This window comes from Myxococcales bacterium (assembly GCA_016706225.1).
GTDB lineage: Bacteria > Myxococcota_A > Polyangia > Polyangiales > Polyangiaceae > JADJKB01.
Genome location: JADJKB010000003.1, coordinates 36,294 through 60,208, shown reverse-complemented (window position 1 = coordinate 60,208; position 23,915 = coordinate 36,294). Strand labels below are relative to the sequence as shown.

The window sequence follows — 23,915 nt, the reverse complement described above, 5'->3', positions numbered from 1 at the left end:
CCCGCCCCGAGACCAAGGGAGGCGCAAAACCCCCTGGAACGGCTTCGTCGGCGCGGGTCCACCCGGGAAAATGCCCGGATAGCGGACATGTTCCCGATCATGACATCCGTCACTGACCGGCCCCGGCCGGGGGTCACGCTGCTCACTGTATGGCCACTCTGAGTCTGGATCCCGGAAACCTCTCCGCGCTCTCCCCGCTCGTCGTGCGGAGGCGCGAGTTCTTGGACACCTGGCGTGCCGTGTGTGTCAGTGAGTTCGGTGGCACGCTCGAGATCGAGCCCAAGGACTTCGATGGCGCCTTCGACGCCGAGCTTTCACACCTGGGTGACCCCGAGGTTGCCAAATCTCCGGACCGGGTGGACGCCGCACTGCAGGCGACTGCGGCGTGCCTCGCTCGTCGGGGTGTGCCTCTGTCGTACTTGCTGGCGCTCTCCGCGTGCAGCGCCACTGCGGCGCAGAAGACATTTGGTAGCGAGCTTGGGCCAAGCCAGCTGCGCGCGCTCGGCGACCTCGAAGCCCTGCGGGCGAGGGTCTACGCACGGGCGTATCAGGATTGGAACGCGAACGAGCGCAGTCGCTGCTCACCCGCGTTGATCCCGTTGCGCCGCCGCACCAACGACACACTGCCGGGCCAACCCATCTTGGTGGGGAGCAGCCCCACACTCGAACGGGCGCGCGAAGCGGCAGCACTGGCCGCCAAGAGTCGGCGCGACGTGTTGATCGTCGGCGAAGACGGTACAGGCAAAGAGACGCTGGCACGCTTCATTCATCAACTGGCGGGTGAAGAGCGCGCGCTGTTCGTCTCGGTGAACTGTGCGGCGCTGCCCACCCACCTCGCCAGCAGCGAGTTGTTCGGTCAAGCCAGCGACGGCTCCCCCGAGCGCTACACCGGTGCTTTCCGGTCCGCGGCCCGTGGCACGCTCTTCTTGAGGGAAGTCACCAAGCTGTCGCCCGAGGTGCAGGGCCAGCTGGTGCGTGTGCTCTCGGAGCGCAGTGTGCGTCCCGTGGCGGCGACCCGCGACGTGCCCGTGGACGTCCGAGTCGTGGCGTCGACCAGTCGTGATCTCGATGCCGCGGTGGCCAGCGGTGAGCTGCGCAGCGATCTGCTCGAGAAGCTCAGGGTGGCAACCGTCGTCATGCGCCCGCTGCGCGAGCAGACGGGGGACATTTCCGCGCTGGTCGACCATTTCCTGGCGACGTTTTGCCATCGGCGCTGCGGGTGCATCTGGGGCGTGTCCCAGCGCGCGCTCGACGTGCTGGTGTCGGCGCACTGGCCGGGAAACGTGCGGGAGCTGCGCAACGTCGTCGAGCACGCGGTCACCCACGGCGAGGGCGGGCTGATCGAAGTGCGGGATCTGCCAGGCCACCTGAGCCAGGGAGCGACCGAGGTTCCTACGCGGGAGCCAACTGCGAGTGACCTGCCGAGCCTGGCAGAAGCGGAGACCCAGCTGATCAAGACGACCTTGCACCACTTCGGTGGCAACAAGGTCCGGGCCGCGATGTCCCTCGGGATCTCGCGCCACAAACTCTACGACCGGCTGCGCAAGCTCGGCATTCCGTGAGCCCGAAACGCCCGAGCGGGAAACCTCTCGAGCTCGGTTGTCCCTCTTAGAGCAAGCGCCGCGCGGTCGCGCCCCGCCTCGGGCGGCGCGCGACCACCAACGCGAACAGCATCGCGAGAGTGGTCCAGCGGGGAGGTGAGGTCCGCCGGCCGACGATGCTGGCCCCACCGCATCCACCACCGGTGTCGGTGTCCGCCGAGGCCTCCGGCCCTTCGCCCGTGTAGAGCTGGGCCATCACGCTCTGATCCGGTTCGCCCAGCTTCCGCTTCTTCAGCTCGCACTTTCCGGTCTTGAAGAACATGGTCGTCGAGGGGTCCGCTGCATCCTCGTCCAGGCCGAAGAAATGGCCTGCCTCGTGGGTCACGACGTTCTGCAGGTCGTAGCGGGCGTTGCAGCCCGGGGACTCGTGCCCGCTGTCGTCGTCGTCCTCGGCTGTGTCGGGCACACCGAGTGGAGGTGAATCGAGCAAGCCGAAGGGCTTCTTTGCGTTGATGATGATGTCGGCTTCGACGATGCGCCCCGTGGCCTCGTCGACGAACCCGATGGTGATGGCGAGATCGTTCTTGTGCCCCGGGATATCGATCGGAGCGAACGACACCGTGCTCTTGCCGTCCGGCTCGAGCTTGGCGCTGGTGCCGCTCGTGGTGTCGAAGGTCACACTGGGAAGACTGGCGCGGCTCCCGAGCCAAGTGCCGAACGCGTTCTGCACCGCCTCGGTTGCACCCGGACCCACGGCGCCGACCGAGCTGTCGATGTGCAGCGTCAGCTTCTGTGAGGCCCAGCGCTCGGCGTGTCCGGCTTTGGTGTGTTTGGTCTGGGGAGCACCGTTGATGACGACCAGCGGCGCGAGCTCACCGCGCGGTGGCGGTTTGTTCTTCGCCTGAACGCCCCATGCCCCCGCCGCGACCAGGAGCAGCGCCGCGCCGACGGCCAGCCACGCGCGCCGTCCCGCTCGGGCTGGGCTGCCTGCCGTCTCTGTGTCAGGTGGCGGGCCCTCGGTGTGAGACAGGGGCCGAAGAGTGAAGATGCTGCGCTTCGGGGGAAGCGAGAGGGGCAGCGGGGCGCGGGACGGTCCAGTTGGTTGCATGGTCCAAAGACTGGAAACGGCTCGTCGGTCCAGAACTTGAGCGGCAAACGGTCAGGACGCTCCAGGGAGCTTGAATCCCCGCTGTTCCGCGTACCAAAGGCCGACCGCCGCCAACAAAAGCAGGACTCCGCCCCCAAACACGACGACCACGACCGCAACCAGGAGACCGCGCCGAGGTCGTCTCGGTTGGCTGCCCACCGAGACCGGAGGCGCCGCCCCAGGGGCCGGCCCCGGACTCGCCGGAGGCGGGGCTCGGGCTGGGAAAGCTGTCAGCACAGGCTCAGGCGCTTCCGCGCTTGGTGGAACGGGGGCGTGTCGTCCCTGGGCCTCGGGTGGCGGTTGGGCCTGCAGTCTGCGTCCGAGTTCCGCCTGGGCTCGGGCGACTGCCGCCGCGTCCTCCGGTGAACCGTAGACTCTCGTTGCGCCGAGATTCGACGCGGCGGACCGCGCCATTGGCGCGGCGGTCGGCGGCGGCGCGGGCGACGCCGCAGCTACCGCCCGTGGCACCGGCGCGGAAGCGACCGCTGGCGCAGCGGGCGGTTCGGCGGCCTCGGGGGACGAGAGCAGCGGGGCGGGCCCGTCTTGCATCACGAGCGTGCTGCCCAGGACATCGATGCGCTTGAGTGCCTGCTCGACGGCCGCTTGCATTTCCCGCGCGTGCTGCCAGCGCCGAGTCTTGTCGAACTCGAGCGCGCGGTCGACAACCTCGACGACCGATCGCGGTAGGCTCGGCAGCACACTTCCGATCGAGCGCGCCGGCTCCGTGGCCGCGGAAATCAAGCGGTCTTGTGGCGTGTCGCCTGGGTGGACCGGACGGCCCACGAGCAGCTGGTACATGGTCGCGCCGACGGCGAAGAGATCCGTCCTCGCGTCGACCTCGTCCCAACGACCTCGGGCTTGCTCCGGTGCCATGAACGCAGCCGAGCCAAGCAGGTCGCCCGAACGTGTCAGCTCCGCATCGAGCCGCCCCTCGCGAACTCGGGCGATGCCAAAGTCCACGACCTTCACGCCGCGGTCATTGGTAACGAAGATGTTGCCCGGCTTGATGTCGCGATGGATCACGCCCTTTTCGTGCGCGGTCGCCAGCACGTCCAGAACTCCCACCATGTTCCCGAGCACCGTCTTGGGATCGAGCCGGCCTTTGCGCTCCCTGCGAAGATCGGCCAGCGTCTTTCCCTCGAGCAGCTCCATCACCAGGAACGCAAGCCCGTCGTCGGTTACGTCGTCGTCGAAGACGGTGACGGCGCCCGGATGTCCGATGCTGTTGGCCGCGTATCCCTCGCGCAAGAAGCGGCGACGGACCTCCGAATTTCCGGAGAACTCCGGGAACAGCAGCTTGATCGCAACACGGTTCTTGTTGCGATGAGTCGCGGCGTACACCCACGCCATGCCGCCGATCCCGAGCAGGGCGTCGAGTTGCCACTTGTCTTTGAGCACACTGCCCACTCGATTCGCGGCCGCGTCGTTCTTGGGGCTTGGGACCACGGAGCCACCGAGTATACGTCGCCGTGCCCTCAGCGTGACCTCCGCAAAGCACCCGACACGGATTGACGCTCGCGCGGGCGGGTGTGAGCCTCTCGGCTCGATGCCCTGCGCCCTGGTCGAGCTCCGGGTCCCGAGTCTGCCCCTCGGGGTGACGAGGGACGGCGGGGTTTGGCTTCGGATCGCCCGTTCGCGGCGGAGCTCGGTCCGCCCGGATTGGCAGCCGCTGACCGAAGATGCCGACGTCGCCGTGCGGGTCACCCCCGACGGCAAGGTCGCCGAGACGCTGCGGATCCCGGGTTTGGTGCGGGTGATTGAGGCCGGCTCGACGTTGGTGGGACTCGTTCCTGGCGCCGACGGCGATCAACTGGTTTGGACTCGCGGGCGATCGGGTGAGGGGTTCGACCTGCGAGGCGCCGATGAGTTCCGAGCGCACGGCGTGCTGCGAGCGCAGATTGACACCGACTATGCCGTCCTCGATGCCGCGCAGCCGAATCAACCCTGCCCGGTCATCGAGCTCGCATCCGGGCAGAGCATTGGCGCGTTTGCGCCGCGGAAGAGTGAGCAGTTCTACTTCGCCGTCGACGCGCAGCGCGTCTACGCCAGCAGCACCGACACTCGTGCCTGGACGCGCGCCGGCGAGCTCATGTGGCATGCGCCGGTGCGCACCAAGGCCACTGCCAGAATCGCCGGGTACGCCGGCGACCTTTGGCTGGTGTCACCCCACGAAAAGGGTCAGGAGTTGCTGTGCCTCGACGGCGCATCGGGTGAGGTTCTGCGCCGGTCGAAGGTCCCGCCGGTGCATTCTCTGGTCGGCACGGCGGAAGGCCTGCTGGTTGGGCATGAGCTCGGTGTCTGGTTGGTGCGAGGGCGTGCCGGGCGGCCGTCGAGTCTGCTGAAGGCGCGGCTCGATTGTGTAATGACGGACGGCGTCGGGTATGCCGCCTTGTCGCGCGAGACACAGACCCTCTTCGTCGCGCGTGCCTTGCGCTCGCAGCCGCTCGCCGTTGCGCTTGCGCGCGACACGGCAGAGGAGCTCGACCTGGCGCAGGTTGCCGGAGGGCATGCCGTTCTCAGACCGGTCGTCGAGCTCGAAGAGGAGCGTTCTCAGCTGCTGTTCGGGGACGAACGCACGCCGCGCATGGGTCGCAGCTTCACCTGGGTGCCGCTGACGCTGGCGCGTCGAGCGACGTCCCTCGTAGCCAGACGTTACGTTGCGGAGCCCGCGGGCGACGAGCCGCTAGCGCTCGCTGCCAGAGAAGAGCGCGTGGTCGGCGCACTTGCGGAGCATCACGTGCTCGAGCTCAGCGAAGCAGATGAACGCCTGGCAAACGCCCTGCTTCGGCACGGCATCGTGCCAAAGGCCTGGCAGACCAAGCTGCGAGCGCAGCTGCTCAGGGGCGAAGCTCCGCGGCTCGGCTCGCTGCTCGCCCGGGTCTACGCCGACGCCCCCGACAAGGGGCAGCGCATCGGTTTTTTTGCGTGTGAACGCCTGCGGCAACGAGGTGCGGCCGGCCTGGTGCTGGATCTGGAGCGGCTGCTACGCGACGAACCGGTTCGCGTGCGACAGCTGCGGCTCGAAGCGTCGGAGACCCGGGTGACCCTCGCCAACGGAAAGGACGTGCTCGAGATCGATCTGACCGGCAGCGACGACCCGTCGGAGCTTTCGCGGGTGCTGAATCAGGCGCTCGAAGCCGCCGGCTCCGCACGGCGTCTCTTGCCACTGGACGCCGAGCCACGCGAGCGTGCGTTTCTGTTGTGGGAGCCCGCTCGTGTCTCGACGCTGAAGCGCGCCGGCATCAAGGGCGTCGGCAAGCCACTCTGACCTCGGGGCGCTGCCACGCCGAACGGTGGAGCGCTCACGACCGCTCCACCGTTCACTCACTCGATCCGGGCTCAGGCTGAAGGGCGTCCGTTCGAGCGTGGCGTCCGCTGAGTGTCTCTCAACATCTCCGTGCGCAGCAGCTCGAGCTCTGGGCTGCGGGGATTCTCTGCGCTCCCGGAGAGCGGGCTCTCGACGAGCTTCGCGGACATCAAGACCGCGAGCATCGTCTCGAGCAAACCGCCGCCGGTGCCAGCGTTTCCGCCACCAACGACGACCCGGGGCACGACGTCGACGCCGGCCCGTTCGATGGCCTCAGAGAAACGATTGAGCACCGCCTCCTCGCCCAAACCCGCCGCTCAGTTCGCGGTCGAGGCGGCGGAATTGAAGGGATATCCGGTTGCCCGGTGGCCGGCCAGCCACGCCGCCTTGTGCGCCGCGCGGCAACGGCTCAAGCTTTGCTTCATGCGCCTCGGCTGGCTCGCAGTGGTCCTTTTGGCCGGTTGCAGCAACGTGCTCGGGTACGACGATGTGTCGTTCGGTGACGCGGGGGTCAGCGGAGGCGGTGGCGCGGCGAGCGGCGGCAGCGGCGCGGGCGGAGCGTCCGGCACCGGAGCCTCAGCGTCGGGCGGTGGTCCGGTGGGCGGCGCTGCCGGTGCCGCGTCGGGTGGCACGACTGCGTCGGGTGGCGCCGCGTCGGGCGGTACGACTGCGTCGGGCGGCGCCGCGTCGGGCGGCACGACCGCGTCGGGCGGCGCGAGCGGTGATCCGTACGAATCCTACCGGCAGAAGTGCTTCGACCAGATCAACACCTATCGTGCCACGCTGGGGTTGAGCCCCTATCAGCGTTGGACGAGCGCCGAGGCATGCGCCGACGGTGAAGCCAAGAGCGACAGTGAGTCCGGCAAGGCTCACGGCGCCTTCCCGTCGTGCGGAGAGTCTGCGCAGAACGAATGCCCGGGATATCCAGGCTTGGATTCCACGGTGACCACCTGCCTGGCGCAGATGTGGGCCGAGGGCCCGGGCGCAGATTTTCAGGCCCACGGGCACTACATCAACATGTCGAGCACGAAGTACAGCAAGGTCGCCTGCGGTTTTTACCAGACGCCCGGCGGCTCGGTGTGGGCGGTGCAAGACTTCCAGTGATACGCGGTTGGCTCAGCTGACGGCGGGAGTGGGGCGCCGTCGGCGACGCGCGAGCCACCACACACAGCAGGCTACGAGCACGAGCGAGAGCAGCGGCAAGAGCACGACGGCAATCAACAAGCCGATCGCCAGGCCGTCTTCAATCAGGCTGACGAACGGGTTGGCGATGCCGGCAGTGGTCGCCGTTGAGGCAGCTCGGAACGCGGATTTGGCGGCGTGCGGCGCCAGCGCAACCGGCGCGCCGACACACAAGCCGATCACCACGGCAATCAGCGGGTCTTTCACCTGGTAGATCGCCGCAGCCGAGAGCAGCGCCCCAGCCAGAGGTCGCACGACCGTCGAGACGACGTCGAGCGCATGGTCCAGTGCTGGCACTTTGTCCGCGACGATCTCCACCACCGTGGCGACTCCGAAGAGGATCAGCGCTGGGGTCGAGCCGACGAACTGGAAACTCTCGCCGACCTCCACCACCCCGAGTCGCGCGAGCACGCCGACTGAAAAGAGTGGCAGCCAGGCGCGTAGGCCTGCGGTAGCCGCGAGCCCGATCCCGAGCGCCACCGCCGCGACCGTGCTCCAGATCTCTCCCAGCGCCACGCGGGCAAGCTTGGGCTGGTGTGCCAGAATTTCAAGGGGCTCTGACCGCGACGCTCGCAGCTGACCCGCTCACTCTGCACAACCCAGGCTCACATCCGGCTCTTTTCGATGCGGGTAGGTGAACTTGGCGACGTAGTCGAAGGCCCCGCCGCGCACCTCGAAGTCGATGCTGCCGTCGAGCGTGCCCGACGAGCTCGAGGCTTTGAAGGCCATGGCCCAGTCTTTCATCAGGATGGTCTGGCTCTTGCTTGACGCTGTCCCGGTGATCTTCACGAGCTGCATGTCCATCGGTCCCGATTCGAGGTAGTTCGAGAGCAGTGTTGCAGGGCTGTCGAGCTGGTAGCTGATGGTGCTGCTATCCCGCACGTCGTTCATCAAGATCTTGGTCTCGAGCAGGATGCTGGCGCCGAGGTTCGCCGAGATGGTTGCGAGATCGGTCTGGATGGTGCCGTCCGGCCCTGGTTCGAGACCGAGGAGCTCGAAGCCCTTTCCCTTGCCCTCGAACTCGGCTGACAAGCTGGTCTTGGCCGTGCCGTTCGTGCTGACCGAGGCAGAGGCCACGAGCTTTGCACTGGTGAAGTAGCTCGACACGTCGAACAGGTTGAAGTCGATGACGTCGCCGATTTTGCCGAAGCTGGTGTCCTTGGCGAGCTTGAGTGTGATCTCCATCTGAGTGCCGGCTGCGTAGCGCCCCTCGCCCACGTATACGAAGCCGCTGGGATCGGTCGAGCTCCCCGATGCCGCGTTGATCAGCACTTCGACGAGGGTGATGGTGAAGGCAGCAGAGAGCCCGCCGCATACCACCATCTCGTGACAGCTATCCTTGAAGTCACGGGCGATCTGCAGCTCGGCTTCGACGTCCCCGCTCGCGCAGGCTTCGATGCCGGGGTGCGTCGGGTCGTCGAGGGCGCTGACGGGGGGAGCGGTGTTCTCCGGATCCTGGGGCCCTTGGGGCAGCGTGCAGGCGGGCAAGATCGCGGTGGCAAACAGCGCGGCGAGGGTGAAGCGACGAAACATGGTGTCTCCGATTCAAGCAAAGAGGGGTTCATCGAGGTGCTACGGCGGCCGGGATCGTTGGCTTCCTTCGCCGGCGCAGATGCCAAGTTTCTCGGTGTTTATGCCAACCCAGGCTGTGAACGGAGGTTCTCCAGTGTGCCGCGACTGCTACACTTCGGGCTCCTCGTTGCCCGCTGTTTGTGAGAAATCGTCGGCGTGACTCCGAAACGGGGCTTCTCCGCCGCCGCCTGGGCTTCGAGCCCCACGGCCCTCTTGCTCGGTGTCTACCTGGTTGCCCACGTCGCGATGGTGCTAACCGGCGGTCGCAGCGAGATCACCACGGCGTCCACCGAGACGTTGATGAAGTTCGGCGCGAGCTACGCGCCGCTGGTGCGAGAGGGACAGCTGCATCGTCTGGTGGCCTCGATGTTTCTGCACATCGGGCTCTTGCACCTGCTGATGAACTCCGCAGCCTTGCTCTCCATCGGGCCGACTCTCGAGCGCGACTATGGTCCCACTCGCTTCGTTGCCATCTATCTCGCGTCGGGGGTCATGGGCTCCGTTGCGTCGGTGCTCTGGCACCTGCGCGAGCCCGTTGTCTCCGCCGGTGCGTCGGGCGCGATCTGTGGCGCCATCGCGGCGGGGGCGGTGCGCGCGCACCTCGACGGACCGAAGCGCTCGGACGAGCGTCGTATGCTCGTGTCTTGGGCCGTCGCCACGCTGGCGTTTGGTGCGCTGATTCAGGCAGACAACGCCGCGCACGTCGGGGGGCTCCTGGCGGGTGGCGCGCTCGGTTGGCTGGCAAGGAAGCGAGCGCGCGGCAGTGAGCGCCCGGTCGCGGCCTCCGCCTTGGTCGTCATCGTCGTCATGGTTGCCTTCGGCGGTTCGGTCCTTCTGCGGGAGCACTCCGACACGGCGCCGGCCAAGGTCAACCAAGGCGTCGATCTGGCGCGGGGCGGGGATCTGGACGGGGCGATCGCCGCGTACCGACGCGCGCTCGTGCTCGAACCGAGAGATCCGACCGCGCACTACGACCTCGGTCTCGCCCTGGAGCAAAAGGACGACTTCGAGGCGGCCATCGTTCATCTGGAGCGAGCGCGGGAGCTCGAACCGAGCCCGGACCACCTGCGCGCATTGGTCGGCGCGCACATCAACCACGGCGTGTCGCTGGCAAACAAGGGAGACCTGCAGGGCGCCATCGCTGCCTATCGCCGGGCGCTCCTTCTGGACGAGGGGAGTGTGCCCGCCCGTCGGAACCTCGCCCTGGCGCTGGGAGAGGCAGGGGACCGCGCGGGTGGCATTGCCGAGCTCGAACGCACGCTCGCCGCGCAGCCCTCCGAAGATCTACAGCGTGCATTGGTCTCGCTCCTGGTTCGCGACGCAGGAGAGCTGGCGCGCGCGGGAAAACACCGGGAGGCCATCGTGCAATACCGGAAGGCCATCGGCCTCGAGCCGAACGACTCTCGAACCTACGTGGACCTCGGGGATTCGCTGCTCGAGATCGACGACGCCGACGGAGCCGTCGCAGCCCTCGAGAAGGCAGCCAAGCTGGAGGACTCGGTGGAGGTTCGGGAGCTGCTCGCGCGGGCCATCGAAGCACGGCGTGACGCACGAGCGGACGCTGGTGATCTGAGCGGCGCCCTCGACGATCTGGGGCGTGCGACGCTGCTCGGTCTGGCACCGCCGCCGGACGCGGGCGTCGATTCGGGCGCCCGGCCCTGATGCGCAGCGCTTCACGGTCCACGCCCCGGCGGAGTGTGGACCGTCAGTCGAGAGGTTTGGGACTTCCGAGGTGGTCTTCGCCGATCACCAAGCGTGCCTCGTGGCCCTTCTCGAGCACGGACCAGCGCAGGCGTTCCGCGCTGGGTTTGTCGGTGGGGCCGAGCACCAGCGAGAATTTCTGGTCATCCGCGGCCGTTGTCTCGAACAGCTTCGCCGGCACGTCGCCCAGCTCGAAGCGTCGGCGCGCCGCCAGTAGCGGCTCCACGCTACCGGCGCGCAGAAGCTCCACGTAGTGTGCATCATCGAGGAACACCGATACGACTCCGAGCGACTCATCCTTCGCGGTCTTGGGTTTGAGCGAGAGCCCTCGGCACATCACGGTCGCGTTCAATTGCACCGGGCTTCGCCACTCCCCAATCGGACCGGCGCCCGGTACCCGGGGACGAACCTCGAGCACGAAGCCCGCCAGAAGATCTTGCGCACTCGCAACCATAGGCAAGAGTGACCATTGCTCGGTGGCGTTTGCGTTGGCGTGGGCCGGCACGCAGCTCGGCGCCGAGCTGCCCACTCGGATACAGAGCTCGAGTCCGGCCGCGCCCGCGGAGCTCACCGCCTTTGCGCCGGCCTCCGTGGGAGCAAAAGCGCCGAGCCGCAGGCGGTACCGACTCGCGGCGAGCTCATCGAACGAACACGCGACGCATTTGCGCCCGGAGCTGCACTGGCGAAGCTCGTCCTTCGCCGCCGCACAGCTCGAGCCGGCGCAGCAAGTCGCGCTGCAGGTCGTGACGTTGGGTAGCATGAGACGCGGTTCCGTGCGCGCCGCGTCCGCAACGGGCGCCTGAGGCTCACTCGTGGGAACGGTGGCTCCGGGCTCGGGCCGCTGCTCGCGGCTCACCCAGAGCGCCGTCGCCGCCGCCGCCCCGATCGCTGCAGCCAGGAAATGGCTCGCAAACGCGCTCTTTCTCCGGCGGTGATCCGCGAGCGAGCTTGGCTGCTCGGGGCTTTCGTCTTCCAGGTCGAGCTTGGCCTTGGTTGCGCTCTCTGGGGGCAGGCGAAGCTCCGCAAGGCCGGGTGGCAACTCTCCCTCGTGCTCGACTCCGTCCTCTTCTGCTCGCAGCACCTCGGCGAGGGTAGTGGGGATCAGCTCACCCCTCTGGGCGAAGGCGTCCGCCAGCTCGACTGCGCTGAGCTCGTCTTCACCCGGGTCGGCGCCGTTCTTTTCTGTCATGGCGTCTTCTCCTGCCCGATGCGCGAGGTGACGAAGTCCGTCAGTTTTTTCATCGCCCGAAAACGGATCGCGCGGATGTTCTCGTTGCTGGTGCCCCAGCGCGCTGCGAGCTCGGCCGAGATCGCGTTAGGAAGCCGTTGGTGGTCGCCCGCGCGCTGGTAGAGTGCCGTCACGCGCAGCACGTCTTGCTCGCGCTCCGTCAACGCATCGAGGCCTTCACTGACGAGGTCGACCTCCCGGGAGGGCGTTGGGCTCTCGTCGAGGCCCTCCGAGGAGACTCGATCGAGGTAGGGGCTCGCGCTGACCTCACGAAAGCGCACGAGCTGATCGGCGAGCAAGTTCTGCGCAACGCGACCGAGCCACGCGCGGGTGCGCCGTCGGCCAAGCTCCGCATCGAGTGTGTCGTCGGGCTTGAAGGTGTGAGCGCGCTCGAACGCACGGTGGAAGGTCTCTTGCACCAAGTCCTCCGCGCTGACTCCGGCCAGGGACAGGAGCTTGGACTGGCGACGCACGAGCACGCCATACAGATAGCGGACGTGACGCGAATAGAACATGGCCTGCGCTTGGTTCGACTCGAGGTGAGATGACCGGGACGCGATGCTCGCGAGCAGCTCAGCGTCGCTCGGCTCGGCGTTGTCCGTCATCACTCAGCTCTCGGGTCCAGAAGCGCGGGCAATATAGGCGCTAACAGCCCTTACGGCGATCCGTGACAGTCGGCAGGAATGCCGGGAAACGTGGCTGCCCCCTCATCGCCGTCGTCGGCCGCGGGCGGCGCATGCGGACCGCGCTCGAGGTCTGTGCGAGCGCCGGACGCCGGCTCGGGCTTGCGTCACGGATCTCCGTATCTGCGTCGAGATGGAAATTCTTCGCCGCTGCTCGCTACTAATCGTCTTGGTACTCGGCGTGGCTTGCACCGCGAACGCGCCGTCGCTGCGCGTCGTCGGCGCGGATGCTCCGAGTGTCCTGGCCCCGAAGGGTCGCGTGCCCTCGACGCCTGCGGGCGCACTGAGCAAGAACGCGGGGCCTGCCCTCGAGCTAACTAGCTCCGAGCGCCAGGCCTCGCCGCCGAACACGCCTGCTGAGCCATCGGAAGCGTGCGTGTTGCCGGTGAAGGAGAAGCACCCGGCTGGCCTCTACCCCTCGGACGTAATGACGAAGGGAGAGGTGGTGCTCACGTTCGATGACGGTCCGCATCCTGGAAAGACCCCGAAGGTGCTGGACCTCCTGGCCAAACACCAGCTGGTCGCGACGTTCTTTCTGGTCGGGCACAACATCCGCCGGGACACCTACACTCTGGTTCAGCGCATGGTCGCCGAAGGTCACAGCCTGGGATCACACACTTACAACCACGACGTCGGCATGGCGGTGCGCAACCACGGAGAAAAGAGCATCGAGTACATCCGGGGCGAGCACGAGACGACCCGAGTCTTGATCGAGTTGGCATTACTCGCGAGCTCTCCCGACGACTTTGATGCGCTCTTCACCCGGGTGTTTGACAGGAAAACGGGAACCTATCTGCCCGCGGCTTCACTCCGCAGTGAATGGCAGAGCTTCGCGGCTCGGCATGCGGAGGTGCTCGCCGAGCGGGGCTACACGGATGGGCGCAGGCCGTACGCAATCGTGTATTCGCGGCCCCCTGCCGGCACTCCGTACGTCGGGCTCTCCACGCGCGATCAGCAGAAACTCTACGACTCCGCCCTCGCCCGCCTGGGGTTCCTCAACATCATGTGGCACGGTGAGTCCGGCGACACCAACCCCCAGCGCAAGACCGAGTTCTCGTATCTGACGGAGAACCTCGCCTACCACTCGCGACGGGGCGGGGTGATCCTGATCCACGACTACATTCGAACCGATGCCCTCTCGGCGGCGCTCGGCAGCATAGCGAAGAACCCGAACGTTCACGTCGTGCCCATGGCGAGCGCCCTGAAGCAAAAGTACGGCTGCGGGACCGCGCTGCTGGCCCGGACACTTTCGGGTCTCGGCACGGGCGCAGTGGCGGCGAAGTGATGTCTCAGTCTCGGTGTCGCGCTCGCAGCGCGTCCGCGTAGGCCTCGAACGCCTCACGGGACGTGCGCTGAGGCGTGTAGCCGAAGCGTTCCTTGAGAGCGCGATTGGAGAGCACCGGGCGATATCGCAAGAACTTCACCTGCTCGGGTCCGTACGCTGACTTACCCCCGCGCTTCAGCATGGCGAGGGCCAGCGCGATGACCGACGCGGGCAGCGGCAGGTAGCGTTTGCCGAGCCTGGCTGCGATTTCCCGCGCGCTGAGCGCGCCGTCCCCCGCCAGGTTGTAGATGCCCGTCTGTGGGCCGAACACTCCGCGCACGATGCACTCGACGACGTCGACGTCCCAGATGAACACGAACGGTGAGTCGGAGCCGAGCACTCCGAGCAGCACCTTGGCCTCGAAGAGCTCGGTCACGGGTGTCGATACCCCGGGACCGATCACCGTCCCGGGTCGAAACACCAGCTGCTCGAGCTCCGGATGCCGACTGCGATAGTCGGCGAGGTCGTGCTCGATCAGGCGTTTGTTGCGGGAATAGGGGATCTCCTCGTTGCCGCGCAAGGGATCGTCCTCCGTCAGCCAGGTAGGGTTGTCGGAGTGGTACCCGTAGGACGCGCCGCTGGTCGTGATCACCAGCTTGCGTACCCCGTGTGTCACACACGCGGCGAGCACGTTGCGCGTGCCTTCAACGTCCACGCGGTAGGCCAGGCGCTCGCCGTCAGCCACCGGTGGCTTCAGGATCGACGCGAGGTGGACGACCACGTCGATTTGGTGTTCGTCGATCACCCGCGCGATATCCGGATCACACACTTCCGCTCACCCAGTGCACCCCCGACTCCGCCGCCGCGCGCTCGGGTTTGCGGACGTCGAGGGCAACGAGCTGGGTGAGCTCGGCTCGCCGTGAGGCGAGCGCCGCGGTGACCAGGCCTCCGACGTAACCGGCGGCGCCCGTGACCAACACGGAGGGCGGGCGCGTCGCCTCGCTCATTCTCCGGCGGGCTCCTGGTGCATGTCCTTGAACAACTGCAGGCCCGGTGCCCAGAGATGCAGCATCGGATCCACGTCGACGTGCACGAGCGCGGGGCCGGCGTGGTCCAGTGCCCGCTTCAGCACGGTTTCCAGCTCGTCCGGAGCGGAGACGCGCTCCCCGTGCGCGCCCATCGCCCGGGCGAGATCGTCGAAGCGGATCTCCTCGAAGTCGGTGTTGATCGTGCCTTCGTGCTTGCTGCCAAGGGCTTCGCGCATTGCGCCAAGTCCCACCTGCTGCGTCAGCTTCACCATGCCCCACTGGCGATCACACAGCACCACGAACGTGACCGGCAGTCGGTGGCGCACCGCGGTCTCGAGCTCTTGCGCGTGGAAACCCATCGCACCGTCGCCAATCACACACACCACCCGCCGCTTTGGCAGGGCGACCTGAGCGCCCAGCGCCTGTGCAATGCCGGCGCCCAACATGCCGAGCTTGAACGTACCGAGGAAAGTGTTGGGCACCCGGACCTCGTGGAAGAACTGGGCCCACACTGCGGTGTTGCCGCCGTCCGCGATCAGGATGGCGTCGTCCTCCAGCAGCTTCCTCAGCGTGTGCGGCACGTGCGCCGGAGGCATGGGTGAGGCGCGGTTCTCGAGCGCGGCCGCGAGCTGCTCGCGTTCTTGCACCCTCAGCGCGCCGAGCTCGGCGGTACGGCGCGCACGCAGCTGCTTCTGCTCCGCAGCCAGCGGACGCCTCTCGAGCTCTCTGGCCAGCGCCCGCAGTAGCGTTCCGCAGTCCGAAAGCACACAGCGCTCTGCGGGCCGATTCAGCCCGAGGATCTCCTCGTCGTGGTCGACCTGGATGAAACGCTGGGCGTCGCGCGGCCCCCAGTACGGGGCTTTGCCCCAGAAATCCGTCTCGCCCAGGCGAGAGCCGAGCACCAAGACCCAGTCGGCGCTCTGCCGCGCAGCCTGAATTGCCGCCAGAGCGTTGGTGGGCAACGCCAGGGCATGTTGCTCCGAGATCACGCCGCGGGCTCCCCAGCTGGTGCTGACCGGACAGCCGAGCTGCTCGGCGACCTGGGTGAGCTCTGCGAAGGCGCGGGCGTGCACGACGCCACTACCCGCATGAATCAGCGGGCGCTCCGCCTTCAGCATTGCGTCGGCGATGGCAGTCACGTCCGCCGCGGAGGGCTCGAGCGCGCTGACCCGACGGTAACTCGACGGCGCGGCGTCGAAGGTCTCGCTCGTCGTGAAGCTGCCGTTCATCACGTTCTCGGGGATGTCGACGTGCACGACCCCTGGGCGCCCGCGGTGTGAAATCCGGAATGCACGTCGCATCAGCTCCGGCACGCGCTCGAAGCTCGCGGCGGCGCCACTCCACTTGGTCATCGGTCGAGTGACCGCGACCTGGTCGAAGTACTGGAACGTGCCCCCGCGGTCCGGGTACGCAATGCCCTGCCGGCGACAGCTCGTGATCAGGAGCACGCGGTTGCCCTCACCGTTTTCCACCGCCACGCCGGGCAAGATGTTGGCGACGCCGGGACCATTGCTTGCCATGCAAACGCCAAGCTCACCGGTGAGGCGCGCGTAGGCGCCCGCCATGTGGGCCGCACAGGTCTCGTGGCGGGGAGATATCAGCTCGATGCCGTACTTCTCGAAGCTGGCGTAGAAGCCGAGATAGGTTCCATCGACGATGCCAAAGACCTTGCGGACTCCCTCATTTGCCAGCATTTTCGCGACTACCTCGCCGCCGATCACGGTCTGCATGAGATCTCCTTTTGCTCGAGCTCCAGTGAGGTCCTAACAGAGCTGACCGCGGGTGGGGATGACGCCTGGCGTGTCATCGATTGGTCCGGTGGCGCCTGGCTGGTTAGAGTAGGGCTGATGGCGGCGAGGCTCGGAGACTCTGGTCGGGCGGGGAGCTTGGCAATTGCCCTTGCTGTTTGCGCCTGTGCCGAGGCCCCACCGCCGAACGCGCCCCGAGCCGCCGAACCCGCGGCGTCGCCCGTGGCCAGTCGGCCGGCGCCGCAGGCCGGCACCGCGGCCGCTCCCGCAAAACTTGCCGTGCCGCCTCCCGCGACCTGGCCTCCGCACGATCCGCAGGCCGTCGCGACGGATTGGTGCACCGACGCGGTCCGTGGGCTCGATCCGAGCACGTGTTTCTACTTGCCGGAGCAGCCGACCGACACCCTCCTCATCTACTTGCACGGAGTGGTGCCGCCGGAGCGAACGAGTGTCCAGAAGACCAACTACCAAGCGGTCGTCGCTCGCGCCTCGAGGCGCGCCGGCGCCGCCGCGCTGATGCCCCGCGGTAACCAGGGTCTCACGCCCAAAGGCCTCGAACGTTGGTGGGGCTGGCCAACGGCTCCCGGATCGTACCAACGCCTTTCGTCCGAGCTCGTGCTGCGAATTCAAGCGGCGCGAAAGCTGCTGGAGCAGGCGACCGGGATCGAGTTTCGGCGCGTGTACCTGGCGGGTTCGTCCTCGGGTGCCTACTTCGTTGCGACCCTTGCTCAGCGCGGCGACATCGACGTGGATGGTTTTGGCGCCATGTCCGGAGGCACCGCCGTGCTCGAACCCAACCTGCGCGAGCTCTCGCCACGGCCCGTGTACATCGGCTACGGTCTCTACGACACGGTGGGCAAATCTGCGCGCCAGCTGGGACAGCTCCTGGTCAACGCCAAGTGGCCGGTTCGGGTCGCGGAGCACCGGACCGGCCATGGCGCGAGAGAAATCTATCTGGACGAGGCCTTCCCGTTCTGGGCCGAACACGCGCAGTGACGCCACGCATGCGTTTTTCCGCCGAGCCGCGTCAACACGCTGGGAAATCTCTAACCCGTTGTCCGGCAGCCGTGCAAAAATCGACTTTGATGATCGAGGGCCGCATGAAGAAGCTCCGAGCACTCGCGTTCTGTCTCCTGCTCCCTGCCTGCACCGCGTGCGGCGAGTCGGGCGATGATGGCGGCGGCGGGGGCAAGGCGTCGGGTGGTGCGTCGAGCGGCGGTTCGAGTGGGGCCGGTGGTGGTACCGGTGGAACGACAGCTGGTGGCGGAGGCGCGGGTGGTACCTCGAGTGGCGGCGTTGCTGGTTCGACCGGCGGCGGCGCGGGCGGGGGCGGAACCTCGAGCGGCGGCGCGGGTGGCACCTCGAGCGGCGGCGCGGGTGGCACCTCGAGCGGCGGGACCGCGGGCACCGGCGTTGGCCCTTGCCCGACCTTCGCCGACGGCGTCGAGACCGGGAAGATTGCGTTCGCCGGAGTCAACGAGGCGAGCGGCATCGTCGAGAGCCGGAAGAACACCGGGGTGTTCTGGGTCAACAACGATTCGGGAGACGGCCCCAAGCTGTACGCACTCACCAAGACCGGCACGCACCTCGGTGTGTTCACCTTTGCGGGAGCTCAGGCCGCGGATTGGGAGGACATCGCAACGGGTCCGGGGCCGACCGCTGGTGAAAAATATCTGTACGCGGGCGACATCGGTGACAACGCCGTGGCTCGGGCGAACATCAAGATTTACCGGGTCGCCGAGCCGAGTGTGAGTGCGGCGGGCCCTGCCCAGAACGTCACCCTGAACGGGGTCGAGACGTTCACGTTCACCTACCCGGACGGAGCTCACAATGCCGAGACGCTGCTGGTCGACCCCAAGACCGGCGACCTCTTCATCGTGGTCAAAGCGGGAACCGGCACCAGCCCGGTGTTCCGCGCGGGCGCACCCTTGGCCAGTGGAGTGCTCTCGCAGGTTGCGAGCCTGACCTTCGGTGTTGCGCCCCTCGCTGGCGGCGCCACCACGACGGGCGGAGACATCTCGCCCAGCGGAGACGCGATCCTGATCCGCACCTACGGGACTGCCTTCTTGTGGCGTCGCGGCGCCGGAATGTCCGTGGCGAAGGCCCTCGAAGGTGTGGCTTGCCCGGTGCCGCACAAGGCCGAGCAGCAGGGCGAAGCCATTGGTTTTGCTGCTGACGCGAGCGGCTACTACACGATCAGCGAGGGCCTCAACCAGCCCCTCTACTACTTCGCCAAGAAGTGAGCGCCGTGGGGGTCGACAAGGCGGCGCTGCTCGGCCAGGTACTCGACGAACTGGAGCGGGAGTGGGCCACGCTGGTCAGCGCCCAGCGCTCGACCAGCGAAGGTGTGACCCACGAAGAGAACCGCGCGGAAGGCGACAAGGACATGCGCTCCACCGAGGCCTCGTATCTCGCGCGCGGGCAGGCACAGCGCGTGGCCCAGCTCAGCGAGGAGATCCAGCGACTGAAGTCCCTGGCGCCCCGCCGCTTCGGCTCGACCGAGCCGATCGCGGCGACGGCGCTGGTCTCGGTGGAAGCCCCGTCCGGTCGCCTGCTCCTGTTTCTTCTGCCAGGCGGCGCCGGCGTGCGGCTCGGGGGCGGCGTCCGCATCGTGACGCCAGGCTCGCCCCTCGGGTCCGCCTTGCTCGGCGCGCGATCGGGTGAGGTGGTCGAGGTCCTGCGCGGCGATGAGCCCGAAGAGTACGAGATCTCGGGCGTCGAGTGAGCTCGGCTCCGCTCAGAGCGCGCGTAGCTTGGTCTTCCCGATGCTGATCAGCGCATCACCCACGCTCAGCTTCGGGTCGTCGGTGAGGTTGAGATGTTTGACCCCTGCCAGACGGGCGCCGATTGGAATGTGCCCAGCGTCACGACAGCGCTTTGCGGCTTGGGCGTAGCTAAGCCCCTCGCTCTCGACCGGCGTGATCACGATCTGCTGCCCCCGCAGGTTCGTCGTCAGCTCGTCAATCACCTCCTGAACCCCCGGGTTGAGCAGCTCGTTCGACAGGAAGTGTGCGTCGAAGCGCGAGGTGCAGACGATGGCGTCGCAGCCGGCCTTCCTGAGCAACTCTTGGGCTGAATAGTCGACGCACTCGACCACGGTGTGCACACCGCGGTTGCGCGCTTCGATGGCCAGGGTGACCGCGACGCTCTGGTCGTCGGAGTGTGGGTTGCCCGGGTTCTTGCTGAGCACGATCACGAAGCTTGCCTGGTCGATGTTGGCGCGGCTCAGGGTCTCGTCACGGGTTGGGTTGCCCCGCACGAAGCGCACGTCCCTGCGGGCCAATTCGGGCGGGATTTCCTCCAAGAACTCGTCGACCAGGACCACTTCGCGGTCGCCGAAGCTCGCGTCGGCGCCGAGCTCGTCGAGCACACGCTCGACCTTGCCCACCCCAGGAAAGTTGATCACCACGAGGTGGTTTTCCACCGACAAATCCGCCATGCCGTGCAGCTCCTTGTTCTTGGCTTGGACGAGCGCGCTCGCCGCAATGGAAAGGACGTAACCCAGGAGTCCGATGCCGAAGAACATCAGCGGCACCGCGACGACGACGCGTCCGCCGAAGGTCTTGGGAAAGAAGTCCCCATAACCGACGGTGCTCATCGTCACGATCGAGTACCAGGCGCCGTCGACCCAAGTCAGTGTGGGGTTGTCTGGAAGCTCGAAGTAGAGAAACCCCGTCGTGCCGAAGGTCAGGATTGCGAACATCAACACGGTGATGCGCAGTGCGGCCGGCGGATGTTTGAGCGTGCGCCGCGAGAAGAAGTGCATGAGTATCGAGATCATTCCGCGCCCCGGCCCCATTCTCGCGACAGCACCTCGGCGCGTGTTGCCACTTCTTTGTCCCCCCAGAGTCCGCGCTCGGCAGCCTGGGCGTCTTCTTGCGCGCTCAGGTAGAGGGGAGTGCTGGGCAAGGGATACACGGTGTAGGTCAGGGCCAGCCCTTGCTTGACCAGCATCAGCCCGAGGTCTTCGTCCCCGACGAACAGTTCGGCCAGGGTGCGGCCGTGCCGATCTTTCTCTGGACCGTGCAGCAAGACTCGCACTGGCTCGTCCCTCACTGCTCGCTCGATCGCGGCCACGGCGTCACGCCCGAAGCGCGCCGCCGGGTCCCGCTCGGGCTTGGGTGGAAAGGCCTTGATCCCGAGGATCCGCACGGTGACCGTCGCGCCCGTTGGGTCGGCGACGACGACGGAGTCACCGTCCACGACCTGCGTGACCCGCACCAGGTCCCCCGTCTTCAGGCTGCCTTCGGACACACGGACCGCGGCGCGCTCGATGGCAGCCCCCCGGGCGAAGAACGCGGAGGTCCCCAGCAAAATGGCGACGATTGCCCAGAAGAGGCGGGTGCCGAAGTCCACGCCGGGACGATACCATCTGAGGGCGCCAACGTGGGAGCGCTGGCGTGCTGCGCCGCGGGCCCCGAAAAAGACGCCCCGGGCTACTTCACGATGCCGCAGTCGACGAACTCGAAGTTGGTCTCGAGGCGGAAGTTGGACGCGCAGCAGTTTCGCTCGGCAAAAAAGAAATCCATCGGATAGATCTCGCCATCGGCGAGCCCGAGGCTGACGTTGCCGGCCACGCCGCCGGCGATCGACTCGGTGAATCCCAAGCCGGGGTCGAGGCTCAAGCTCGGGAAACCCATCGGCGACGTGATCTCGACTCGACCTTGATCCAGGTTGATCTTGCCTTCCATGGGCACGTGGATGCCCCCGATGTTCACCGCCAACTTCCCGTTCACGTACACGAACACGTCGTCGTCCCCGCGGAACAGGAACTCACTGCCCGGCTTCTTGCGGAAGGTCGTGTGCAGCTCGTAGGTGAAGTGGAAGTTGCGCATCTTCTTGTCGTCCGACGGGAACTTGTTGCTGTCCGGGTTTCCAGGCTCTGCGTCGAAGAGTTTGCCGTCGACAGGAAAGAAGAACGGCGTCTCGTACACGAACGAACCCTTGCCGCTCGGCACGAGCTGAAACACCACCTGCAGCGAGGCGTTGACCGCAGCCGCGTCGTTGAACCATTGGTTGAAATTCGCAGGGCCGGTCGTGCTCGGTGTCTTGGCACCGCCGGCGTAGACGGGCTTGCTATTCGGGCCGATGTCGCTGCCGAGCGAGCCGACGATGGCCGGGTCCCAGGGCCCGCAGTCCTTGTTGGACGGATCGACCCACGCGTAGGGGCTGTCCTTCGTGCACTCGAAATCCGGGTGCGACGATCTGAAGTCGCGTACCACGCCGACCACTTGCCCGCAGCCGAGTCCCCCGTCCGCACCGCTGGTTCCGCCGCCCCCGCCGCTCGCGCTGCTGCCCCCGCTGCCCCCCAGGTTCAGCGAGCCGCCGCTGCCACTCCCGCCAGCCTTGCCCCCGCCACCAGCGTTGCTCGATGAGCCGCCGCCATCGTCGGAGCCACAGGCGACCGAGAGCGCGAGGGAAGCCACGGAAAGGCTGCGCGCGAGCGCGCCGAGTGGCGGCGAGAACAGGGCAGGGGCACGAGATGGACCTGGCATATGCAGCGATTTTCCGCGCGAGCGGCCCCGCACGCAAGTCGAACGACCCGCTGAACATTGCCGCGGCCCGTCTGCGCCCCGTATGCTTTCGGCCGAGAGGTGCCCCGTGAAGCCGAGCCTGCCCCGACTCACTCAGCCGATGATCAAGGAGAACGGCGCCTTGCGTCCCGCGACCTGGGACGAGGCGCTGGACCACGCGGCTGCGGGGATCAAGAGCTCGGTCGGGCGACACGGGCCAAACACGTTCGGCATGTTCAGCTGCTCGAAGGCCACGAACGAGGTGAACTTCGTGGCGCAGAAGCTGGCCCGCGTCGCCATCGGCAGCAACAACATCGACAGCTGTAACAGAACCTGACACGCACCCAGCGTCGTCGGTCTGGCGACGGTCTTCGGAGCGGGTGGGGGAACGAGCTCGTATCGCGAGGTGGAGGACGCCGACGTCATCCTGCTCTGGGGGTCGAACGCGCGCGAGACACACCCGATCTTCTTCCATCACGTGCTCCGGGCGCTGAACCGCGGTGCCAAGCTGTACGTGATCGATCCGCGCCGCACCGCCTCGGCCCAGTGGGCGGATGGGCACTTGCCTCTGCGGGTCGGAACTGACATCGCGCTCGCCAACGCCGTAGCCCGCGTGATCCTCGACGAAGGCCTCGAGAATCGCACCTTCATCGAGCGCGCGACGATCGAGTTCGACGCCTTTGCTCGGTCCGTCGCACCCTGGACACTCGAGCGGGCCGAGCGCGAGACCGGCGTGCCGGCAGAGCTGATCGTTCGACTGGCGCGGGACTACGCGCGGGCGGAGCGGGCGCAGCTCTGCTGGACGCTCGGCATCACCGAGCACCACAACGCGGTCGACAACGTGCTCGCGCTGATCAACCTCGGCATCTTGACGGGCCACGTCGGACGCTACGGTTCCGGGCTCAATCCCTTGCGCGGTCAGAACAACGTGCAGGGCGGCGGTGACATGGGCGCGCTGCCTCACAAGTTCGCCGGCTTCCAGGATGTGGAAGACGACGCCGTTCGCGCCAAGTTCGAGCGCGCCTGGGGCGTGAAGCTCCCGCCCAAGAACGGCTGGCACCTGACCGAGATGTTCGAGGCGATGGAGCACCAGAACCTCCGCTGCCTGTACGTGCTCGGGGAGAACCCCGCTCAATCCGAGGCGGACGCCGGGCGCACGCTTCGGTTGCTCTCGGGTCTCGAGTTCATGGTGGCCCAGGACATCTTCTTGACCAAGACCGCCCAGCTAGCCGACGTAGTATTTCCGGCATCGGCGGCGTGGTGTGAGTCCGAAGGGACCGTCACGAACAGCGAGCGCCGGGTCCAGCGTGTGCGGTGTGCGGTGCCGCCACCTCGGGGTGCCCGCGACGACATCGAGATCTTGTGTGAGCTCGCGCGGCGACTCGGACACGACCTCGGCAACCCCACGCCGGAGCAGGTCTGGGACGAGGTACGCAGTCTGAGCCCGATGCATGCGGGCATGAGCTACCGCCGGCTCGAGGAGCTCGGCGGGTTGCAGTGGCCCTGCACCGACGAGGCAGAAATCGGCGAGAGCTTCCTGCATGGTCGGCTCTGGAAGAACCCAGTCGTCGGTCGGCGCGCGCCGTTCTCGGTGGTCGAACAGGTCGAGCCGGTGGACACGCTGAACGACGAGTATCCGCTCCGGCTCACGACCGGTCGCCGCCTCGACTCGTACAACACGGGAGTGCAGAGTGGTGCGATGGACTCGCCCATCCGGCGCGGGGAGAGCGTCGATCTGCATCCGGACGACGCCGAGCGCCTCGGAGTGAAGGCCGGCGACAGTGTGCGAGTGCATTCGCGGCGCGGGTCGGTCGTCGCGCCGGTTCGGCTGGACGCGGGGCTTCAGCCCGGGCTCGTGTTCATGAGCCTGCACTTCCCGGACGAAGTGGACGTCAACCAGCTGACCATCGACGCCACCGATCCCAGGAGTGGCACCGCCGAGTTCAAGGCCTCCGCCGTGCGCGTCGAGCGGCTCTGAGCCCCCTCGGACTTCGCATACTC

The 23,915-nt window shown here is 67.2% G+C and carries 20 protein-coding genes and 1 pseudogene; 9 read left to right on the top strand and 12 right to left on the bottom strand.

What is annotated here, in order from left to right:
• The first annotated feature begins 149 nt into the window (after positions 1-149).
• A complete protein-coding gene (locus IPI67_02225; GenBank protein ID MBK7578998.1) occupies positions 150-1,562 on the top strand; it encodes a sigma-54-dependent Fis family transcriptional regulator in 1,413 nt (470 codons plus the stop codon).
• Positions 1,563-1,608: 46 nt separating this feature from the next.
• On the opposite strand, the gene IPI67_02220 is transcribed toward IPI67_02225, so the two are convergent.
• Both IPI67_02220 and IPI67_02215 read right to left on the bottom strand, forming a co-directional pair.
• Positions 1,609-2,649 carry a hypothetical protein gene (locus tag IPI67_02220; protein MBK7578997.1) on the bottom strand — a complete coding sequence of 347 codons (1,041 nt, stop codon included), beginning with the start codon at positions 2,647-2,649 and terminating at the stop codon, positions 1,609-1,611.
• A gap of 51 nt (positions 2,650-2,700) precedes the next feature.
• Positions 2,701-4,134 carry a serine/threonine protein kinase gene (locus IPI67_02215; GenBank protein MBK7578996.1) on the bottom strand — a complete coding sequence of 478 codons (1,434 nt, stop codon included), beginning with the start codon at positions 4,132-4,134 and terminating at the stop codon, positions 2,701-2,703.
• A gap of 100 nt (positions 4,135-4,234) precedes the next feature.
• On the opposite strand from IPI67_02215, the gene IPI67_02210 reads away from it, so the two are divergent.
• A complete protein-coding gene (locus IPI67_02210) occupies positions 4,235-5,956 on the top strand; it encodes a hypothetical protein (GenBank protein ID MBK7578995.1) in 1,722 nt (573 codons plus the stop codon).
• Between the two features lie 71 nt (positions 5,957-6,027).
• On the opposite strand, the gene IPI67_02205 is transcribed toward IPI67_02210, so the two are convergent.
• Positions 6,028-6,288: a hypothetical protein gene (locus IPI67_02205; GenBank protein MBK7578994.1), complete on the bottom strand. Its 261-nt coding sequence runs from the start codon at positions 6,286-6,288 to the stop codon at positions 6,028-6,030.
• 130 nt (positions 6,289-6,418) lie between these two features.
• On the opposite strand from IPI67_02205, the gene IPI67_02200 reads away from it, so the two are divergent.
• Positions 6,419-7,099, top strand: coding sequence for a hypothetical protein (locus IPI67_02200; GenBank protein MBK7578993.1), 681 nt, complete (start codon positions 6,419-6,421; stop codon positions 7,097-7,099).
• Between the two features lie 12 nt (positions 7,100-7,111).
• On the opposite strand, the gene IPI67_02195 is transcribed toward IPI67_02200, so the two are convergent.
• Positions 7,112-7,693 (bottom strand): DUF4126 domain-containing protein, encoded by a 582-nt coding sequence (locus IPI67_02195; protein ID MBK7578992.1) that lies wholly within the window; start codon positions 7,691-7,693, stop codon positions 7,112-7,114.
• Between the two features lie 69 nt (positions 7,694-7,762).
• Positions 7,763-8,710 carry a hypothetical protein gene (locus IPI67_02190; protein MBK7578991.1) on the bottom strand — a complete coding sequence of 316 codons (948 nt, stop codon included), beginning with the start codon at positions 8,708-8,710 and terminating at the stop codon, positions 7,763-7,765.
• 195 nt (positions 8,711-8,905) lie between these two features.
• Between IPI67_02190 and IPI67_02185 the strand changes: the two genes are divergently transcribed.
• Complete coding sequence (locus IPI67_02185) at positions 8,906-10,411, top strand: rhomboid family intramembrane serine protease (protein ID MBK7578990.1); 1,506 nt, start codon at positions 8,906-8,908, stop codon at positions 10,409-10,411.
• Positions 10,412-10,454: 43 nt separating this feature from the next.
• Here IPI67_02185 and IPI67_02180 read toward each other — a convergent pair whose 3' ends face one another.
• A complete protein-coding gene (locus tag IPI67_02180) occupies positions 10,455-11,639 on the bottom strand; it encodes a hypothetical protein (protein MBK7578989.1) in 1,185 nt (394 codons plus the stop codon).
• The gene (locus tag IPI67_02175; protein MBK7578988.1) at positions 11,636-12,283 is read right to left on the bottom strand and encodes a sigma-70 family RNA polymerase sigma factor; all 648 of its coding nucleotides are present in this window, start codon (positions 12,281-12,283) and stop codon (positions 11,636-11,638) included. The genes IPI67_02180 and IPI67_02175 overlap by 4 nt, the downstream gene beginning before the upstream one ends.
• Before the next feature lie 505 nt (positions 12,284-12,788).
• On the opposite strand from IPI67_02175, the gene IPI67_02170 reads away from it, so the two are divergent.
• Positions 12,789-13,646, top strand: coding sequence for a polysaccharide deacetylase family protein (locus IPI67_02170; protein MBK7578987.1), 858 nt, complete (start codon positions 12,789-12,791; stop codon positions 13,644-13,646).
• Between the two features lie 4 nt (positions 13,647-13,650).
• Here IPI67_02170 and IPI67_02165 read toward each other — a convergent pair.
• Both IPI67_02165 and IPI67_02160 read right to left on the bottom strand, forming a co-directional pair.
• Positions 13,651-14,632: pseudogene (locus tag IPI67_02165) on the bottom strand (SDR family oxidoreductase).
• On the bottom strand, positions 14,629-16,383 hold the full coding sequence (locus IPI67_02160) for a thiamine pyrophosphate-binding protein (GenBank protein MBK7578986.1): 1,755 nt from the start codon (positions 16,381-16,383) through the stop codon (positions 14,629-14,631). The pseudogene IPI67_02165 and the gene IPI67_02160 overlap by 4 nt, the downstream one beginning before the upstream one ends.
• A 117-nt stretch (positions 16,384-16,500) precedes the next feature.
• On the opposite strand from IPI67_02160, the gene IPI67_02155 reads away from it, so the two are divergent.
• From IPI67_02155 to IPI67_02145, 3 genes are all read left to right on the top strand, one after another.
• Positions 16,501-17,397 carry a hypothetical protein gene (locus IPI67_02155; GenBank protein MBK7578985.1) on the top strand — a complete coding sequence of 299 codons (897 nt, stop codon included), beginning with the start codon at positions 16,501-16,503 and terminating at the stop codon, positions 17,395-17,397.
• 104 nt (positions 17,398-17,501) lie between these two features.
• On the top strand, positions 17,502-18,644 hold the full coding sequence (locus IPI67_02150; GenBank protein MBK7578984.1) for a hypothetical protein: 1,143 nt from the start codon (positions 17,502-17,504) through the stop codon (positions 18,642-18,644).
• Positions 18,641-19,126 (top strand): GreA/GreB family elongation factor, encoded by a 486-nt coding sequence (locus IPI67_02145; GenBank protein MBK7578983.1) that lies wholly within the window; start codon positions 18,641-18,643, stop codon positions 19,124-19,126. Before IPI67_02150 ends, IPI67_02145 begins: the two co-directional genes overlap by 4 nt.
• Positions 19,127-19,138: 12 nt before the next feature.
• Here IPI67_02145 and IPI67_02140 read toward each other — a convergent pair whose 3' ends face one another.
• The 3 genes from IPI67_02140 to IPI67_02130 all read right to left on the bottom strand — a co-directional run bounded on the left by IPI67_02140 (position 19,139) and on the right by IPI67_02130 (position 21,827).
• Complete coding sequence (locus IPI67_02140; protein ID MBK7578982.1) at positions 19,139-20,167, bottom strand: NAD-binding protein; 1,029 nt, start codon at positions 20,165-20,167, stop codon at positions 19,139-19,141.
• Positions 20,168-20,178: 11 nt separating this feature from the next.
• Positions 20,179-20,757, bottom strand: a complete 579-nt coding sequence (locus tag IPI67_02135; GenBank protein MBK7578981.1) for a thermonuclease family protein — start codon at positions 20,755-20,757, stop codon at positions 20,179-20,181.
• Between the two features lie 80 nt (positions 20,758-20,837).
• Positions 20,838-21,827 (bottom strand): fibro-slime domain-containing protein, encoded by a 990-nt coding sequence (locus IPI67_02130; GenBank protein MBK7578980.1) that lies wholly within the window; start codon positions 21,825-21,827, stop codon positions 20,838-20,840.
• A gap of 151 nt (positions 21,828-21,978) precedes the next feature.
• Here IPI67_02130 and IPI67_02125 point away from each other — a divergent pair, with 151 nt between their 5' ends.
• Positions 21,979-23,892 (top strand): molybdopterin-dependent oxidoreductase, encoded by a 1,914-nt coding sequence (locus IPI67_02125; GenBank protein ID MBK7578979.1) that lies wholly within the window; start codon positions 21,979-21,981, stop codon positions 23,890-23,892.
• Positions 23,893-23,915: the final 23 nt, after the last annotated feature.